The organism is Halomonas chromatireducens (assembly GCF_001545155.1).
Taxonomy (GTDB): domain Bacteria; phylum Pseudomonadota; class Gammaproteobacteria; order Pseudomonadales; family Halomonadaceae; genus Halomonas; species Halomonas chromatireducens.
On record NZ_CP014226.1, the window covers coordinates 2,168,492 to 2,186,165 of the forward strand.

General features: G+C 62.1%; 20 protein-coding genes. 4 read left to right on the forward strand and 16 right to left on the reverse strand.

What is annotated here, in order from left to right; all coding sequences use genetic code 11:
- Entirely contained in the window at window positions 1-666 is a 666-nt protein-coding gene (locus LOKO_RS10010; RefSeq protein WP_066448439.1) for a TetR/AcrR family transcriptional regulator, read from the reverse strand.
- 194 nt (window positions 667-860) lie between these two features.
- Here LOKO_RS10010 and lexA point away from each other — a divergent pair, with 194 nt between their 5' ends.
- Both lexA and dinB read left to right on the forward strand, forming a co-directional pair.
- Window positions 861-1,505 carry a transcriptional repressor LexA gene (gene lexA, locus LOKO_RS10015; protein WP_066448442.1) on the forward strand — a complete coding sequence of 215 codons (645 nt, stop codon included), beginning with the start codon at window positions 861-863 and terminating at the stop codon, window positions 1,503-1,505.
- A 40-nt stretch (window positions 1,506-1,545) separates the two neighbouring features.
- On the forward strand, window positions 1,546-2,601 hold the full coding sequence (gene dinB, locus LOKO_RS10020; protein WP_066448445.1) for a DNA polymerase IV: 1,056 nt from the start codon (window positions 1,546-1,548) through the stop codon (window positions 2,599-2,601).
- A gap of 87 nt (window positions 2,602-2,688) precedes the next feature.
- Here the strand turns inward: dinB and LOKO_RS10025 are convergent, their stop codons facing one another.
- The gene (locus LOKO_RS10025; protein WP_066448446.1) at window positions 2,689-3,360 is read right to left on the reverse strand and encodes an energy-coupling factor ABC transporter permease; all 672 of its coding nucleotides are present in this window, start codon (window positions 3,358-3,360) and stop codon (window positions 2,689-2,691) included.
- Between the two features lie 21 nt (window positions 3,361-3,381).
- Entirely contained in the window at window positions 3,382-4,236 is an 855-nt protein-coding gene (purU, locus tag LOKO_RS10030) for a formyltetrahydrofolate deformylase (RefSeq protein WP_066448448.1), read from the reverse strand.
- Between the two features lie 248 nt (window positions 4,237-4,484).
- On the opposite strand from purU, the gene LOKO_RS10035 reads away from it, so the two are divergent.
- On the forward strand, window positions 4,485-6,077 hold the full coding sequence (locus tag LOKO_RS10035; protein WP_066448450.1) for a ribonuclease J: 1,593 nt from the start codon (window positions 4,485-4,487) through the stop codon (window positions 6,075-6,077).
- Window positions 6,078-6,193: 116 nt separating this feature from the next.
- Here the strand turns inward: LOKO_RS10035 and LOKO_RS10040 are convergent, their stop codons facing one another.
- The 7 genes from LOKO_RS10040 to mobA all read right to left on the reverse strand — a co-directional run bounded on the left by LOKO_RS10040 (window position 6,194) and on the right by mobA (window position 11,379).
- A complete protein-coding gene (locus tag LOKO_RS10040) occupies window positions 6,194-6,487 on the reverse strand; it encodes an H-NS family histone-like protein (protein WP_066448452.1) in 294 nt (97 codons plus the stop codon).
- A 150-nt stretch (window positions 6,488-6,637) separates the two neighbouring features.
- Window positions 6,638-7,636, reverse strand: a complete 999-nt coding sequence (moaA, locus tag LOKO_RS10045) for a GTP 3',8-cyclase MoaA (protein WP_066448455.1) — start codon at window positions 7,634-7,636, stop codon at window positions 6,638-6,640.
- Window positions 7,620-8,102 carry a molybdopterin synthase catalytic subunit MoaE gene (gene moaE / locus LOKO_RS10050; protein ID WP_083517540.1) on the reverse strand — a complete coding sequence of 161 codons (483 nt, stop codon included), beginning with the start codon at window positions 8,100-8,102 and terminating at the stop codon, window positions 7,620-7,622. Before moaE ends, moaA begins: the two co-directional genes overlap by 17 nt.
- Before the next feature lies 1 nt (window position 8,103).
- Window positions 8,104-8,931 carry a cyclic pyranopterin monophosphate synthase MoaC gene (moaC, locus tag LOKO_RS10055; protein WP_066448457.1) on the reverse strand — a complete coding sequence of 276 codons (828 nt, stop codon included), beginning with the start codon at window positions 8,929-8,931 and terminating at the stop codon, window positions 8,104-8,106.
- Window positions 8,928-10,199 (reverse strand): molybdopterin molybdotransferase MoeA, encoded by a 1,272-nt coding sequence (gene moeA, locus LOKO_RS10060; RefSeq protein ID WP_066448462.1) that lies wholly within the window; start codon window positions 10,197-10,199, stop codon window positions 8,928-8,930. The genes moaC and moeA overlap by 4 nt, the downstream gene beginning before the upstream one ends.
- Window positions 10,196-10,777, reverse strand: a complete 582-nt coding sequence (gene mobB, locus LOKO_RS10065; RefSeq protein ID WP_066448465.1) for a molybdopterin-guanine dinucleotide biosynthesis protein B — start codon at window positions 10,775-10,777, stop codon at window positions 10,196-10,198. The genes moeA and mobB overlap by 4 nt, the downstream gene beginning before the upstream one ends.
- On the reverse strand, window positions 10,774-11,379 hold the full coding sequence (gene mobA, locus LOKO_RS10070; protein WP_066448468.1) for a molybdenum cofactor guanylyltransferase MobA: 606 nt from the start codon (window positions 11,377-11,379) through the stop codon (window positions 10,774-10,776). The genes mobB and mobA overlap by 4 nt, the downstream gene beginning before the upstream one ends.
- Window positions 11,380-11,558: 179 nt before the next feature.
- Between mobA and LOKO_RS10075 the strand changes: the two genes are divergently transcribed.
- Window positions 11,559-12,143 carry a cupin domain-containing protein gene (locus tag LOKO_RS10075; protein ID WP_410505383.1) on the forward strand — a complete coding sequence of 195 codons (585 nt, stop codon included), beginning with the start codon at window positions 11,559-11,561 and terminating at the stop codon, window positions 12,141-12,143.
- A gap of 99 nt (window positions 12,144-12,242) precedes the next feature.
- Here the strand turns inward: LOKO_RS10075 and LOKO_RS10080 are convergent, their stop codons facing one another.
- The 6 genes from LOKO_RS10080 to LOKO_RS10105 form a co-directional block, all read right to left on the reverse strand.
- The gene (locus LOKO_RS10080; RefSeq protein WP_066448470.1) at window positions 12,243-13,487 is read right to left on the reverse strand and encodes a uracil-xanthine permease family protein; all 1,245 of its coding nucleotides are present in this window, start codon (window positions 13,485-13,487) and stop codon (window positions 12,243-12,245) included.
- Window positions 13,488-13,774: 287 nt separating this feature from the next.
- Window positions 13,775-14,404 carry a uracil phosphoribosyltransferase gene (gene upp / locus LOKO_RS10085; RefSeq protein WP_066448473.1) on the reverse strand — a complete coding sequence of 210 codons (630 nt, stop codon included), beginning with the start codon at window positions 14,402-14,404 and terminating at the stop codon, window positions 13,775-13,777.
- A 63-nt stretch (window positions 14,405-14,467) separates the two neighbouring features.
- Complete coding sequence (gene ung, locus LOKO_RS10090; protein ID WP_066448474.1) at window positions 14,468-15,163, reverse strand: uracil-DNA glycosylase; 696 nt, start codon at window positions 15,161-15,163, stop codon at window positions 14,468-14,470.
- A 3-nt stretch (window positions 15,164-15,166) separates the two neighbouring features.
- Complete coding sequence (gene gpt / locus LOKO_RS10095; RefSeq protein ID WP_066448477.1) at window positions 15,167-15,643, reverse strand: xanthine phosphoribosyltransferase; 477 nt, start codon at window positions 15,641-15,643, stop codon at window positions 15,167-15,169.
- 7 nt (window positions 15,644-15,650) lie between these two features.
- Window positions 15,651-16,196: an adenine phosphoribosyltransferase gene (locus LOKO_RS10100; RefSeq protein ID WP_066448480.1), complete on the reverse strand. Its 546-nt coding sequence runs from the start codon at window positions 16,194-16,196 to the stop codon at window positions 15,651-15,653.
- Between the two features lie 24 nt (window positions 16,197-16,220).
- On the reverse strand, window positions 16,221-17,525 hold the full coding sequence (locus LOKO_RS10105; RefSeq protein ID WP_066448483.1) for an NCS2 family permease: 1,305 nt from the start codon (window positions 17,523-17,525) through the stop codon (window positions 16,221-16,223).
- Window positions 17,526-17,674 lie beyond the last annotated feature (149 nt).

The window sequence follows — 17,674 nt, forward strand, 5'->3', positions numbered from 1 at the left end:
TCAGCTCGCCTCGGCCTTCGGCATGGGGGGTGGCGGAAGCGGTGCGTTCATGGCAGCCACCACCACCGGCCGCAAGCGGCGGATGAGGTCGCGCACGGAAACATGTTCCTGATAATCCTTTTCAGCGATATCACGCAGCGCATCCAGCCCTGAGAGGGTGAAGATCACGGTGCCAAGCACGAAGTGCAGGCGCCAGAAACGCTCGGAATCGGGCAGGTCGGGTGTTGCCAGCCGGACCAGGTCGGTGAAACGCGAGAACACGCTGCCGTATTCGTCCTGAATGTAGCGTCGCAGATGCCCCTGGGCCTGGCTATAGGCAAGCCCCAGCAGCTTCATGAACACCTTGAGGCTGTGGCGTTCGCCAGGCACCTCAAGGACGGTACGCGCCATGGTTTCCAGCAGGACTTCCAGTGGAATGACGCCACCGGCATGCTGCGCTTCCAGCTCATCCAGGGCATGGTGGAAGCGCACGGTGAAAGGGTCCAGATAGCGGGCGAACACCGCCTGAATCAGCGATTTCTTCGAGCCGAAATGGTAGTTCACAGCGGCCAGGTTGACTCGCGCCTTGCTGGTGATGGTCCTCAAGGAAGTTTCTGCAAAGCCACGTTCTGCGAACAGGACTTCGGCAGTATCGAGGATGCGTGTGACGGTGTCGGTTTGAGCCATTATCTTGATCCCGCTGGAAACGCGTGTTTAAAACATTACAAAAGTCTACGTGATTTCAGCGTTTCGCTCAAATTAATTGACAAGCATCTGTTTGAAACGTGCCATACCACTCGCTAGCCACAGGCCTTTTTACTGGATAGACTTCCATGCTGTATACTTGAACAATACTCAAGGCACCGCTACCCGGAGGTCGCATGTCACGCCCCCTCACCTCACGCCAGCAGAACGTCTACGACTTCATTGTCAAGACAATGAACGAGTTCGGCTACCCGCCGACCCGTGCCGAAATCGCCCGCGCCCTGGGCTTCCGTTCCCCCAACGCGGCCGAGGAGCACCTGCGGGCCCTGGAGCGCAAGGGCGTCATCCGGGTCATCCGTGGTACGTCCCGGGGTATTCGCCTGCCGGCGCAGGACGCCGAGCCGGTCGGGGGCGAACCTGCCGTGGAGGGCTTGCCGATCATTGGCGAGGTAGCAGCCGGCAGCCCTATCCTTGCCGCGGAGCACATCGATCGCTACTGCCCCCTGCCCCCTGAATTCTTCACTCCCCGTGCCGACTATCTGCTGAAGGTCCGCGGCCTCTCCATGAAGGATGCCGGCATCCTCGAGGGCGACCTGCTGGCTGTGCATCGCACGGATCGCGTTCGCGACGGTCAGATCGTCGTTGCCAGGCTCGAGGATGAAGTCACCGTCAAGCGCTTTCATCGCAATGGCCACCAGGTCATCCTCGAGGCCGAAAATGCCGATTTCGCACCTATCGAGGTGGATCTGCGCCACCAGCCCCTGGAAATAGAGGGCGTAGGCGTTGGCGTGATTCGCGGCGGCAGCGGCCAGGCGCTCTGATGAATTCGCTCACCCTCGGCTAGCTGTCGAACGGTTGCCCATGGATTCCGTTCGCAAGATTCTGCATGCCGACTGCGATTGCTTCTATGCCGCGGTGGAAATGCGCGACAACCCGGCGCTGCGCGAGATTCCGCTGGCCATCGGCGGCAGCGCCGAAGGTCGCGGCGTCATTGCCACATGCAACTACCCGGCTCGCCGCTATGGCATCCACTCCGCCATGCCCACGGCGCGAGCCTTGCGGCTGTGCCCGCAGCTAACCCTCCTCCACGGCGACTTCGACCGCTACCGCGAAGCATCGCGCCAGATTCAGGCTATTTTCCATGAGCTGACGCCGCTGGTTGAGCCTCTGTCCCTGGACGAGGCCTTTCTCGACGTCACCGCGGTAACGCGCTTTTCGGGCAGCGCCACCTGGATGGCACGCTGGCTGAAGGAGGAGTGTCAGCGACGTGTGGGCATTACCGTCTCGGTGGGTGCCGCACCGTCGAAGTTCCTGGCAAAGATCGCCAGCGACTGGGAGAAACCCGACGGCCTGACGGTGATTACCCCGGACCGGGTCGCTACCTTCATCAAGACTCTTCCGGTGACCAAGCTGAATGGCGTGGGTCCGGCTACCGCCAGGCGGCTGAAATCACTGGATATCGATACCTGTGACGATCTACAACGCCTGCCCCAGGATCGATTGATCCACGAGTTCGGCAAGTTTGGTCATCGCTTGTTCGAGCTGGCGCGCGGTATCGACACCCGCCCGGTAAGGGTGGAGCGTGAACGCAAGTCGGTCAGCGTGGAGACCACTTTCGCAACAGACCTTCCCGGCTTGCCCGACTGTCACAGGGAGCTGGCAGCGCTGTGCGACAGGTTGGAATCCCGGCTGGCAAGGCATGGCCACCCGCCGCTGGCGGGGCTGTTCGTCAAGGTGCGCTTCGACGATTTCAGTCTGACGACCATTGAGGGGCGCGGCAGCACGCTCTGCAACCAAACCTTCAACGCCTTGCTGGCACAGGCCTGGGCGCGCAAGAAGCGGCCGGTACGCCTGCTCGGTGTCGGGGCAAGGCTGGTACCGGAGGATGCCAGGCGACAGCTGACGCTTCCTCTGTAGCACCCACCCCATGGCACCTGCCCTACAAGATATGCCCCCGGTCTACAGCACTCTCACCAGAGGGCCGTCAGGTAGCGAAACCCTGCCCTACTTGGTGTCGATATAGCGATGATCATTGAAAGTGGCCACCCAGCCGGGATGGTAGACCATCAGGATGCTGAGCAGCATGCCGGTCAGGAACGCCTCGGAGGGCATCAGCAGGGGTAGAAAGAGCGCGTATTCCTGCGCCAGGTAGATCGCTTCCGGATCGGTCGCGCCCAGCATGACCAGCCCCAGGCCGGTGAGCCCTGTGCCGAGCGTGGCCAGCGCTGCGCCGAAGAAGCCGCAGAGAAAGAGAAAGACCATCAGGTTGTCCGGCAGGCGGCGATCCACCAGGCGCCACACCAGCACGGTGATACCAACGGGTATCACACCGGTAATCAGGACGTTGACACCCAATAGCGGCCAGGCCGCCTTGCCGAGCAGAACCAGGGCCAGGTTGGCGAGCAGGTTGGTAATCAGCGCCAGGGGCGCCTTGAAGATCAGCGTCAGCAGCGCCGTGAACATCAGGTGCAGGGTCAGCCAGTCCACGGCCTGGGCGCGCAGCTGCCACAGCAGCACTACGGCGACGGTTGCCGCCAGCCAGCGGTGCTGTAGCGCCCTGTCCGCGATCAGGGTTTCCCAGGGCCGCTGTGCCAGGGCAAGACCGACGACACCCAGGGACAACACGCCGCAGGCGATCAGCAGCCAGGGAGCCAGCATGGGCTCGGAAAACGACATGTCCGCCTCCAGCGTTAAAGCTCAGGCAAAAACGACCGTCTTGTTGCCGTGGATGAGCACTCGATCCTCCAGGTGCCAGCGCAGCCCCCGTGCCAGAACGGCTTTCTCCACATCGCGGCCGAATCGAACCAGATCCCCGGGAGTATGACAGTGACTGACCCGATGGATATCCTGTTCGATGATGGGGCCCGCATCCAGTTCCTCAGTCACATAGTGGCAGGTGGCACCGATCAGCTTGACCCCCCTGTCGTGGGCCTGGTGATAAGGGCGCGCACCGACAAAGGATGGCAGGAAGCTGTGATGGATATTGATAACCCGCCCGGCGTATCGCCGGCAAAGGCCGGGTGGCAGGATCTGCATGTAGCGCGCCAACACTACTGTGTCGGCATCCAGTGCCTCCACCTGGGCCTCTATTTCGGCAAACGCAGCAGCCTTGTCGGCGGCATCCACAGGCACATGGAAATAGGGCAGCCCATGCCACTCGACCATGCCCCGCATGTCCGGATGGTTAGAGATCACACCGACAATATCACCCTCCATTTCCCCCGCGGTCCAGCGATAGAGCAGATCCACCAGGCAGTGTGATTCCCGGGAGACCATGACCACCACACGCTGGCGTCGCCGCGTATCGCGCAGTGCCCACTCCATCTCGAACTCGCGCGCCACCGGCTCAAAGGCTTTGCGCAATTCGTCACCGGTCATGTCAATGGAATCGGAGAGGATTTCATAGCGCATGAAGAAGCGGCCCGACGCCAAGTCGGAGTGCTGACTCGCCTCGGTAATGGACCCACCATGGCCGGAAATGAAGCCGGAGACACGAGCTACGATGCCGCGGCGATCAGGGCAGGAAACAACCAGACGGTAGTAATGGGACATGGGCAACCATCGACTTGCTGAGCGTGGATCGGAGAGCGCGCATTGTAGCGAACTCGCGGACGCGAGACACGTCGAAATGGTAGCCGGCGCCTTGGGAGCCGCATTGTGGAAGCCCGCGGCGATCCCGTATAGTGAAGACTCCATTGCCTGACCATGATGTGCCGATGATTGCATCCAGCGCCACCATTCGCCCACGCCGTAGAAAACCGCTTCATTTCTTGCCGCTGGGCGGTTGTGGTGAGATAGGCATGAACCTGGGGCTCTATGGTCACGACGGCGAATGGATCGCCGTCGATTGCGGCATGATGATCCGCCAGGACCTCCCCGACAGCCCGCTTCAGGTTCCCAGCCTGGATACCGCCGTGGCCCTGGGCATTGCGCCCTCCGCCCTGATCATTACTCACGGCCATGAAGATCATATCGGTGCCGCCGCCTGGCTCTGGCCGAAATGGCAGTGCCCGGTGCATGCCACCCCACTGGCGGCTGGCCTGCTCCGCGCGAAGTTCACCGAACGCGGGCTTGCCACCGATGCGATTCAGGTGATCGACCCGGGCGAGGCGCTGGAAACGGGCCCCTTCACCCTGCGCTACCTCCCGCTGACACATTCCATACCGGAAAGCTGCGCCCTGTTGATCGCCGTGGGTGGCTATCGGGTACTTCATACCGGCGACTGGAAACTCGACCCCGAACCCTTGATCGGCCCGCCGGTGAAGGGGTCTCTGTTCCGGGCCCTGGCACCGGTGGACCTCGTCGTGGGAGATTCCACCAATGCCACCCTTCCCGGCCACTCACGCAGCGAAGGCGAAGTGGCGCGCGCGCTGGAGCATCGACTGAGCCAATGCACTGGACGGGTGGTGGTTTCCTGCTTTGCCAGCAACCTGGCCAGGGTGCTGGCGATTGCGCTGGCCGCCGAGCGCTGCGGACGACGGGTGAGCCTGATGGGACGGGCCATGGAACGCATGGTGGGGGTGGCTCGCGGGCTTGGCTATCTGGACGACATGCCGCCGCTGGTTCCGGCAAGCGACCTGGGGTATCTGCCACCGGATGAGGTGTTGGTCATCGCCACCGGCAGCCAGGGCGAGCCTCGCGCCGCACTGAGCCGCCTGGCCAACGGCAGGCACCACAGCCTCGAGTTGAGTCCGGGCGATACCGTCATCTTTTCGGCAAAGGCGATTCCGGGTAACGAACCACAGATCGAGCGCCTCAAGCATGGATTGAGACGCCTCGATGTCGCCATCTGGGATGAATTCAACCATCCGGAACTACACGCCTCCGGACACCCGGCCCAGGAAGAGCTGCGTATATTCTATGGCTGGATCAAACCCAAGCATCTGCTGCCGGTACATGGAGAACCCCAGCATCAGCGCGCCCATCGCGCTCTTGCCGATACCCTGGGAATCCAGGCACCGGTGAGCCCGGTCAACGGCGACCTGATTCGACTGGACGTCGATGGCCTGACCCTGGAAGCTCGCCACCCCCAGCGCCCTTGCATCGTCAGCCAGAACGCCGTCACCCCGCTGCCGGGATTGGCCGCCGAGCGGGGCTCGTCGCGTCATGGCATTCTGCATCTTGCACTGCCCATCGCCTCCACCGGCCCGGGGTGGACACGAATCGGTCGCTTGATGCTGGATGCGCACCGTGTCAGCGCGCTGGATGAAGATGCCCTTGCCGACTGGCTGGATGAACGGCTGGAGGAATTACACGCTGAAAGCCTGGCGGAACTACGAGTGGCACTACAGCCCATGCTGACTGCCTGGCTGGCTGATCATCTTCGCCAGCTGCCTGACATACATCTGCAATTACTGGCGGTGGAAGCCCCGGCCTTTGGTGACAAAGACTGACCGCGTGTTCAGGCCGGATGCAAGTTCAGTTCAGGTTGAAAAGGGTACGGGGGTTATGCCGTGAAAATCCCCCGCACCTGAGGCATCAATCCTGATAAGCAGCAGTCACTGAGCCATCATGAGCCCCCTGCGTTCTTCTTCGGTGGACGCCCACGACGACGGCGCGGCGGCTCACCCACGAGATCTTCCACAGAAAGACCGGCATCACTCATGGCCTCGCGGATCTCAGCCAACTTCCGCTCCTTGTCCGCCTCCTCCTTTTCGCGGAGTTTGTCTTCTTCTTTTTTCTGCTCGATTACCTCGCCAATGACATCGGAGAGCTTGTTCAGCTGCTCCATGCTCAGCTGTCGAGCGGCGGCACGAGCCACGTTCTTGTTGCGGGCGATGCGCTCCAGGGTTTCGCTGGACATGGGCCTCCTCCATACAGAAATCGACGAGCAAGCCGAAAGGCTTACTCGTCAAAAGTATATGTGGTGATGACCAGTTGGCAAGAAATGAACGAACAGAGTTACGACATGTTTCTTGAAATAAGCAGCAGAAATGGAGAGGCAAGCGGGTGCTTATCCACCCGTCATGTTCATGAAGCGCACAACCTGCACATCACCGTCAGTAGTAAAGTGGTGACGCTCGGGCTTGAGTGGCAGAGCCTCGACGATAGCCGACTTCAAGGCGTCGATATCGCCGGGATGACGACGCAGTACGGCACGTAGATCAACGGAATGTTCATTGCCCAGGCAGAGCAGCAGGCGCCCCTCGACGGTCACCCTTACCCGATTGCAGCTCGCGCAGAAGTTGTGGCTATGCGGTGATATGAAACCCACTCTCGAATCGCTGTCGCCCATGCGGAAGTAACGCGACGGCCCCAGCGTGGACTCAGTGGTCGGAATCAGGGGATAGCGGTTTTCGATGAGCGTTTGCACTTCATCGCTGGAACAGAAGGTTTCGGCACGAGAATGATCGGAGACGTCGCCCAGCGGCATTTCCTCGATAAAGCTGATATCGAGTCCTTCGGCACGAGCGAAGTCGACCAGGTCTACCACTTCGTCATCATTGCGGCCCTTGAGCACCACCGCATTGAGCTTGATGCGCTCGAAGCCTGCCTCCCTTGCCGCTCGGATGCCCTCCAGCACACGAGCCAGATCTCCGGTTCGTGTCAACTGACGAAAGCGGTCGGCATCAAGGGTATCGAGGCTGATATTCAAGCGCTCGAGCCCTGCATCTCGCAGGCGTTGGGCATGTTTTACCAGACCGGCGCCATTGGTGGTCATGGCGAAATCCTTTAGCCCGGGCAAGCCCCCGATCTCCTCGACGAGGCGGTCAATATCCCGCCTGACCAGGGGTTCGCCGCCCGTCAGGCGAACCTTTTCAACGCCCATTTCCACGAAGGCTCGGGCCACCATCCCGAGTTCTTCCAGTGTGAGTACCTGGGCCCGTGGCAGGAAGGTCATCTCTTCGCTCATGCAATAGACGCAGCGAAAATCGCAGCGATCCGTCACGGATATACGCACATAGCGAACCCGTCTACCGAAATCATCGATCAGCTCAGAGGCTGCTGTCATTGTCGCCCTCCCAGCGGCTGGCATCCTGGTGGTCGGAGTCGCGTTCAGCAACCCAGTATTCACCCGAAGCACTGTGCTCCTTTTTCCAGAACGGCGCACGGGTCTTGAGATAATCCATGATGAAGTCGCAAGCCTCGAAGGCCTCGCGACGATGCGCGCTGGCCACGACTACCAGTACGATAGGATCTCCAGGGGTCATGCGTCCCACGCGATGAATGACTCGGACCCCTTGAAGCGGCCAACGCATCTCGGCCTCGGCGACGATCTCGCCCAGCGCCGCTTCCGTCATGCCCGGGTAGTGTTCCAGGGTCAGCGCCGTGACCTCGGGACGCTCATTGAAGTCGCGAACCAGACCGGTGAAACTCACGACAGCACCGACATCGGAGCGCCCTGCCAACAATAACCGCTGCTCTACCCCCGCGTCGAAAGGCTCATGCCGCACCTCAACCTTGGCTGCCTGCACCATATCAGCCCCCCGTGACCGGTGGGAAGAAGGCGATTTCATCTTCATTGGTGATAGGCGTGCTATCCAACGCCATCACCTGGTTGACCGCACACAGCACCCGTCCTTCGGAGAGGCGCGCGAAGCGCTTGTCACGTGCAACCAGGGCTGCCTTCAAGCCACCCACATCAGCGCTGGCGAGGCTATCCAACGGCAGGGAGAGCTCGCTGACGCCGAGTCGCTCACGCAGCTCGGCCAGGAACTTGACCCGCAGACAGGGATCCTCGATATCGCAGCGCGTGCCCACGGAAACCTGACCCACCACACCTTCACCGGTGACGATTGGTGCCGGTGCGGCGGTCATGTCGCGGTGCGTCGTCAAGTCTCGGCGATAATCCCCCGACTTGCCGCCGGTCTTGGTGTCGAGATGGATACCGCCTATCTCCATGTCCTTGTCCACCGCCTTGCACATGTCATAGAGGGTCAGGCAGGCAACGGAAACCGCCGTCAAGGCCTCCATTTCGACTCCGGTGCGGCCATTGAGCCGGCAGGTGGCATTCACCTCCACCCGGGACGCCGCCTCGTCGAGACGGAACTCGATGCTGACCTTGGACAGGGCCAGCGCATGGCACAGTGGAATCAGCTCATGGGTACGCTTGGCGGCCTGGATGCCGGCGATTCTTGCCGTTGCAAGCACGTCACCCTTGGGCAGCCCACCTTCGCTGAGTAGCGCCAGTGTTTCCGGCTTCATCTGGATGTACCCTGATGCACACGCCTCCCGGCGGCTTTCCGGCTTGTCGGCGACATCCACCATATGGGCTTCGCCGCGTTGGTTGAGATGGGTCAGTGTCATGAAGGCATGCCTCGGCAGAAATCAGCAAACGGTTGTATGGTGGCGGCCTCGCCTTGCGAAATGGCCTCGCAGTCGGCGGGAATCTCGATCAGACAGTTGGCGGCCACCATGGAAGAGAGAATACCGGAACCCTGGTGACCGGTGCTGCGTACATGGAGCTGCCCCCAGGCATCGCAGTGAAAGACGCCGCGCAGGAAATCGACGCGCCCCGCCCGGCTTGGCATGTCGTGCTCAGTCCGGGCAGTCAGCCGGCAGGGTTCCAGTGTGGGGCAGCCCTGCAGCCGCCTGAGCAGCGGTGCCACAAACTGCAGGAAGGTGACCATGGCCGCCACCGGATTCCCCGGCAGGCCAAAGAACGGGGTGCCTTGCGCCCCGAGTCGCCCACAGGCCAGCGGGCGGCCGGGACGAATGGCAATCTTCCAGAACCCCAGCTCTCCCACCTCCGCCAGTGCCGCTCGTACCTGATCGGCCTCGCCTACCGACACCCCTCCGCTGGTGATGACCAGGTCGGCATCACGTGCGGCATCGGCAAGCGCGGTGATAATGGCACCTCGATCATCGGGAAGGATGCCGAGATCGCATACCTCTCCGCCATGCTCGGCAATCAGCCCCGCCAACGAAAACCGATTGGCATCGAAAATTCCTGCTGAAGGCAGTGGCTTGCCCGGTGCCGTCACCTCGTCGCCGGTAGAGAAGACAGCGACCCTGGGCCGGCGGCGGACAGGGGCCCGCGCCATACCCAGTGACGCCAACAAGCCCAGCTCAGCAGCACCCAGGCGGGTGCCCGCGACAAGGGCGACAGCGCCTCGGGCAATGTCTTCGCCGGCCAGGCGCACGTTCTGCCCCCTGCGCACTGCATCGGGGTAAGCAATCCGAACTCGCCCCTGCTGAAACTCGATCTGTTCGCGCATGATGACCGTATCGGCCCCCGGCGGCAGTGGCGCACCCGTGGTGATACGCACGCACTCACCGGAAGCCAGCGCTGGCTCATGTCGATGCCCGGCCAGAACCTCTCCTGCCAATATCCAGCTGTCAGGCAGTGCCGTGCCGGTTTGCGGCCAGCCCAGGGCAATCCCGTCCATGGCACTGTTGGTGTTCTGCGGCACATCGATGGGCGAGACAAGGGACTCGGCTAGCACACGGCCATGCAGGCACGCGAGAGGCTGCCACTCTTCCGCCAATGGGTGCGGCACCAGGTCGAGAACGGCGGCTCTTGCCTCGTCGACCGTCAACATGCGCTCACCGAAGTCGAAACAGGAGAGGCTCATGGCGCAAGCTCCCGTGGCGAGCGCTCGGACGGCCACCGCGCCGGCCAGGCTGCCACCCAGTCGACCAGCGAATCCAGGTCATCGAGGGGCAGTGCTTCGACCCCCTTCGGTAGTACAAGCGGTGTGGCGCTGGCCACCGCCTTGACCCAGGGGTCCTCGGCAACCCTCAGGGATTTGCCGACCTCCTCGCGATACAGTTCCAGCTTGGGCAGCGGCCAGGCCTTGAACCCCTCCACCAGCACCAGGTCGGGATGCTGGGGGCGCATCATTTCGATCAGGGTCGCAAGATCGGCCTCTTCCTGCTGCGGCGTCTCCATCATCAGCGCCAGGCGCGCCCGGGAAGCGACCAGCATCGGTGATGCCCCAGCCATGCGCAGGCGGTAGCTGTCCTTTCCCGGCTGGTCGACCTCGAAGCCGTGATGGGCATGCTTGATCACGGCGACACGCAGGCCACGCTGGGTCAACGACGGCAGGAGCTGCTCCAGCAGCGTGGTCTTGCCGGTACCGCTCCAGGCCGCAATGCCCAGCAGGGGCAAGCTGGCATCGAGCGGTAGACTGGCGTGAATCACGGCACTCATCCGGTCGGGGCCTCCTGGTTCAGGCGCAATTCGAGACGCTGCTTGTCATCCTCGGTATTCAGGTTGGCGAAGCTATCCGGACAGTCGCTGAAATCGACGCGATACCAGTCATGGCGCGCATACCAGCGGTCGATCTTGCGTTCGCCACCGGCAAGGGCAGCCTCGAGGTCATCGGCCAGCGATACCCGCAGCAGTGCCACGACCGGATGCAGCCGCTCACCGTCATGGGCCACGGCGATATCGCCCTCACCGATGCCTGCCACCATGCGCTCGACGAGATCCATGGGCAGCGCGGGGGTATCGCAGGGCACAACGAGTAGCCAAGGCGTCTGGACGGAACGCAGCCCGGTGTAGATCCCCATCAGCGGCCCCTGATAGTCGCCCTCAAGGTCGCCGATCACCCGGTCGGCCTCGCTGCGGTAGATCTCGTGATGGCGATTGGCATTGATCCAGACACTGGCTAGCCTGCCTTGGAGACGCTCACGCACATGGGCCACCAGCGAGCGGCCGGCGAAAGGTTCCAGGCCCTTGTCTCGCCCCCCCATGCGCCGCCCTTGTCCACCGGCCAGGATCAGTCCGGTCACGTCGTGCCTAGGGTTCATCATCGCTCCTGCTGCGCTTTTATCGAATGATTCCCATGATGCACTAGCCGGCCCCACGGTGCCACGGCGAGGCGCCCTGGAGGGGCTTGACCATGAAGCGTATCACGCGCAGAGCTTATACAAGGCACCGTCAAGGGGTATGATGTGTCAAGCAAATCGAACGGACCCGACGGAAATTGATGATGGAATCATTGAATGTAGGAACCCGGCTACGCGAACTGCGCAAGGCACGCAAGCTTTCACAGCGCGAACTGGCCAAACGGGCTGGCGTCACCAACAGCACTATCTCACTCATCGAACAGAACAGCGTCAGCCCCTCGGTGAGTTCGCTCAAGAAGATTCTCGACGCCCTGCCGGTATCGATCAGCGCCTTCTTCGCCGGTGACGAACCCGCCCCGCCCCGCGCCTTCTATTCCGCCGACGAACTCACCGAGATCGGCGACGGCAATCTCTCCTGGCGGCTCGTGGCGGCTCGCCGTCCGGATCGCAGCATATCGATCATCCACGAGCGCTACCCCCCGGGGGCCGATACCGGTACGGACATGCTGGAGCACGAAGGCGAAGAAGGTGGCGTGGTGATCTCGGGTGAGATCGAGATCACCGTTGCCGGAGAAGCCCGGGTACTCGGCGCCGGAGACGCCTACTACTTTGACTCGCGACTACCCCATCGCTTCCGTAATACCGGGGACGTGGAGTGCGTCATCGTCAGCGCCAACTCCCCGCCTACCTTTGCAGAGGGCGGCAGGGAGATTCACCACGCCTAAGCTTTGGCCGAAATCCGAGCTTTACCAGAAAACCAAGCTTTGCCAGAAAACCAAGCTTGGCCTGAAAACTGGCTGCGCTTGGCCATACCGCGAGTCACCTTACTCGTCCTCGTCGGCACCAGGCAGCACCCAGTTCAGCACAATGCCGACCAGGGCAGCGAGGCTGACGCCCTGCAGGGTGAACTGCCCGCCGCCGAACTGCATGCCGCCGATGCCGAAGACCAGAATCAGCGATACCACCACCAGGTTGCGCGGCGCGGTCAGCGAGTGCCCGGCGCGCACCAGGGTATTCATGCCCACCACGGCAATGGAACCGAACAGCAGAGTCATGATTCCGCCCATCACCGGGCCGGGAATGGTCTGCAGCAAGGCCCCCAGCTTGGCGACGAAAGCCAGCAGAATGGCGATGAAGGCGGCGACCACCATGATCCTGGGATCGAAGGCCCGGGTCAGTGTCACCGCCCCGGTCACTTCGGAATAGGTGGTATTGGGCGGGCCGCCGAAGAGTGCCGCCGTGGATGTGGCCAGACCATCACCCAGCAGGGTGCGGTGCAGCCCCGGCTTCTCCAGGTAGTTCTTCTTCGTTACCGAACCGATGGCTACCATGTCGCCGATATGTTCGACGGCCGGCGCAATGGCCACTGGGATCATGAACAGGATCGCCGCCCAGTGAAAGCTGGGTGCGGTGAAGCTGGGAATCGCCAGCCAGGCGGCATCACCCACCGGTGAGAAGTCGACTACACCCATCAGCAGCGCCAGCACGTAGCCGCTGACGATACCACCCATGATAGGGATCAGCCGCAGCAGGCCGCGTCCGAACACCGCAAGCACCAGGGTCACCAACAGGCTGGCCATGGATAGGAAGATGGCCGGGCCGTAGCCGATATTGTCACTGGTCTCGCCGGTGGCCATGCTCACCGCGACCGGAGCCAGGGCCAGGCCAATCACCATGATCACCGGCCCCACCACGACCGGCGGCAGCAGGCGATGCAGCCAGCCGGTACCCTTGAGCCGTACCGCCTGGGAGATCGCCACGTAAACGACACCTGCCGCCATCAGGCCACCCAGGGTTGCCGAGACGCCGAAGCTGGCGACAGAGCCCTGGATCGGCGCGATGAAGGCAAACGAAGACGCCAGGAAGACCGGAACCGTCATGCGGGTCACGCCATGGAAGATCAGCGTACCGACACCCGCGGTGAACAGCGCCACGCTGGGATCGAGGCCGGTCAACAGCGGCACCAGCACCAGTGCGCCGAAGGCCACGAAGAGCATCTGGGCCCCGGTCAGCAGGGTCTTGGGCAGGGAGTCGACCGGCGTCTGCGCGGCTGCCGCTTGTTCGTTCATGGGGTGTATTCCTTCTTGTATATCGTTGCTATTGGTCGAAGGCGTCCTGCCAGAAAAACGCCCCCGGATGGCGATCTCAGGGGCGGCTTGTATCCAGGTTTTTGCCGAGTAACCTCGGCTAGCGCAGCCAGGTTAATGACAAAACCAGGCACTGTCTGAAAAGTTGGCGAGCGATGGTCAGACAAGGCAAAAATCAGCGAAAAGACGGAGTTTACGGGGTGTAAATGAGTACTTTGAGCTGTTTTTTAACGACGTATGACCGAGCGCAGCCAGTTTTCGGGCAGTGCCTAACGGGTGCCGAAGATCTTGTCCCCAGCATCACCAAGGCCGGGGACGATATAGCCATTCTCGTCGAGATGATCGTCGATGCCTGCGGTGTAGATCTCGATGTCCGGGTAGGCATCCTGGACGCGCTTGATGCCCTCGGGTGCCGCCACCAGCACGATGACCTTCATGTGCTTGCAGCCACGATCCCGCAGCATGTCGAGGGTCGCCACCATGGTGCCGCCGGTAGCCAGCATCGGGTCGATGACCAATGCCATGCGCTCGTCGAGGTCGCCGGCGAACTTGGCGAAGTACGGCACCGGCTCGAGCGTCTCCTCGTCGCGGTAGAGTCCGACCACGCTGATGCGTGCGCTGGGTATCAGGTCGGTCACGCCGTCGAGCATGCCGAGCCCGGCACGCAGGATCGGCACGATGGTGACCTTCTTGCCCTTGAGCAGCTTCACCGGAATAGGCTTGCCGCTCCATCCATCGATCTCCTGGGTCTCGAGCTCGAGATCCTGGGTCGCCTCGTAGGTGAGCAGCTTGGCCAGCTCACCGGCAAGCTCGCGAAAGCTCTTGGTGCTGATGCCCGCTTCGCGCATCAGTCCCAGCTTGTGCTGGACCAGCGGATGATTGATGGCATGAACGCTCATGGGCAGACCTCTCAGGCGACGGGTGGGCGGGCGGAGGCATTCTACCTGCATCCGCCGTTGAGGTTAAGGCGCGGATTCGGGCGAGTCGGGTAGCTGCCAGTGAATCGGTTCACGCCCGTTTTGATCGAGGAAGGCGTTGGCCCGGGAAAAGTGGTGGTTGCCGAAGAACCCCCGATGGGCCGAAAGCGGTGAAGGATGCGGCGACTCCAGCACCAGGTGACGCCCGGTATCGACCAGCGCCTTCTTCTGGCGGGCGTGACTCCCCCACAGCAGGAAGACGCTCGGCTCGGCATGGGCGCTGACCGTGGCGATGGCACGGTCGGTAAAGGTTTCCCAGCCGCGGCCGCGGTGAGAGCCGGCACTGCCCTGCTCCACCGTCAGCGAGGTATTGAGCAGGAGCACTCCCTGCCTGGCCCAGGACTCGAGCGTGCCATGGGCAACGGGCCGGAAGCCCACATCGTCGGCCAGCTCCTTGTAGATGTTCTTCAACGAAGGCGGCACCGGCACGCCGGGGCGGACCGAGAAGCAGAGCCCGTGCGCCTGGTCAGGGCCGTGATAGGGATCCTGGCCCAGGATCACCACCTTTACCCGGTCCAGCGGAGTCAGCTCGAAGGCGCGAAACCAGTTCGACGAATGCGGGTAGATGACCTTCCTGGCCGCTTTCTCGGCGGCCAGGAAATCGCGCAGCGACTGCATGTAGCTCGCCTGGAACTCGTCACCGAGCCACCGGCACCAGCTGTCGGGTAGCGGGCAGCTCATGGCTTAGCGCTTGACCTGGTCAACGAGGGGTTCCACATAGGCGATGCCCATGTCCCAGGGAAACTGGATCCAGCAGTCCTGCGCCACTTCGGTCAGATATTGATCCACCAGCGGACGGCCTTCCGGCTTGGCGTAGACGGTGACGAAATGCGCCTTGGGAAGCATCTCGCGCACCTTGCGCGCCGTCTTGCCGGTATCGACCAGGTCGTCGACCAGCAGCCAGCCTTCTCCGTCATGATCGACGCCCTTCAGCACGTCGAGGCCACCCTGGTTCATGTGGTCGTAGCTGCTGATGCAAACGGTATCGATCAGCCTGACATTGAGTTCGCGGGCAATCAGTGCCGCCGGAATGAGCCCACCCCGGGTGATGGCAACAATACCCTTGAAGTCACGCTCGACCAGCCGATGGCAGAGCTCGCGCACGTCGCGATGGAGCTGATCCCAGGAGACGGTGAAGTGCTGGTGATACCGGTTGGCCATGTCGTCCTCACTCGTCTTCATTGAAGGTGCAGACCGCAAAGACACCAAAGCCGGCGTCGCGAATCCTGCTCGACCCGCCGATCTCGGGCAGGTCGATGATGGTGGCAGTCTCGACCACCTGCCCGCCGGAACGGGTGATCAGCTTGGCGGCGGCCAGCATGGTGCCGCCGGTCGCGATCAGATCGTCCATGAGCAGGATCCGATCCCCCTGGCGGAATGCATCCGAGTGCAGTTCCACTTCGCTCTTGCCATATTCCAGGGTATAGGTCTCGCTGATGGTCTTGAAGGGCAGCTTGCCCTTCTTGCGAACCGGTACGAAGCTGCAGCCGAGCTCGTAGGCCAACGGCGCCCCGATGATGAAGCCCCGCGCGTCGATGGCGGCGATGGCATCGAGTTCCATGTCCTGGTAGCGATGCACGAAGCTGTCGATCAGCTTGCGAAAGGCCGAACTGTTCTGCAGCAGCGGGGTGATATCGCGGAAGTTGATCCCCGGCTGAGGCCAGTCGGGGACGGTGCGGATCACGGACTTGATATAGTCGCCGTAGATACTCATTGCAGCTCTCGGTGAGGAGGGAAATCAGTCAAGAAACAGGAATTTCAGCACAAACAGGATTGCCAGGATGACTACGGCGGGATTGAGATCCCGGAAGCGCCCCGACAGCGCCTTGATGGCGGCATAGCTGATGAAGCCCAGGGCAATCCCTTCGGCGATGGAAAACGTCAGCGGCATCGCCAAGGCGGCGATCAACACCGGCGCGGCATCGGTGGGATCTTCCCAGTTGGCATGTGCCAGGCTGCCGGCCATCAATACGGCCACGTAGAGCAGTGCCCCGGCCGTGGCGTAGGCCGGAATCGATCCCGCCAGCGGCGCGAAGAACAGGCTGATCAGGAACAGCACCGCCACGACCACGGCGGTAAGGCCGGTACGCCCGCCGGAAGCGATGCCTGCCGTGGATTCAATGTAGCTCGTGGTGGTCGAGGTGCCCAGCGCGGCACCGGCCATGGAGGCGCCACTGTCGGCCATCATGGCACGGTTCAGCCGAGGCAGCTTGCCATCCTTGTCCAGCAGGCCACCGCGATGCGCTACGCCCACCAGGGTACCTGAGGTGTCGAAGAGATCGACGAACAGGAAGGCGAAGATCACGCTGAGCATGGCGATATCCAGCGCACCCATCAGGTCCATGGCCATGAAGGTCGGCGCAATGGAAGGCGGCATGGAGACCATCCCGCCGTACTCGTTATGGCCCAATACGATAGCCAGCACGGTGATGCCCAGGATACCGATCATCACGGCACCGGTGATCTTCAGGTAAGCCATGGCGGTGATCACGAAGAACCCCAGCAGTGCATAGATGGCCGCCGGCTCGGAGAGATCGCCAAGAGCGACGTAGGTGGCCGGATTGGAGACCACGATGCCGGCGTTCTTCAGTGCAATCATCGCCAGGAACAGGCCGATGCCCGCGGCAATACCCAGACGCAGCGAGAGCGGAATGGAGTTGATGATCCATTCACGGACCTTGAAGATACTGAGCAGGAAGAAGCAGAAGCCCGAGAAGAACACGGCGCCCAGTGCCGCCTCCCAGGTGTAGCCCATGCCCAGCACCACGCCGTAGGTGAAAAAGGCGTTGAGGCCCATGCCGGGCGCTTGGGCAATGGGGTAGTTGGCCCAAAGCCCCATGATGAGACAGCCGACGGCGGCCGCCAGGCAGGTCGCCACGAAGACGGCGCCATAGTCCATGCCCGCTTCGGAGAGAATACTGGGGTTGACGAAGATGATGTAGGCCATGGTCAGGAAGGTGGTAATCCCGGCGATGACCTCGGTCTTCACGCTGGTATTGTGCTCGGTCAGCTTGAAGTGGTTTTCGATCAGTTTATTCAGCATTGGAGGCATTCCTGCGCACTTGTTCTGGTTATGGTCCAGGGGGGGCGAGAAAAGCGGCACATGTTACCCAAAGGTGGCCTTCGATGCGAGACGATCCTCTCCAAAATGGGATGGCACGCCCCGCTCTTCTCTTCTTTCGCATTTCGCTT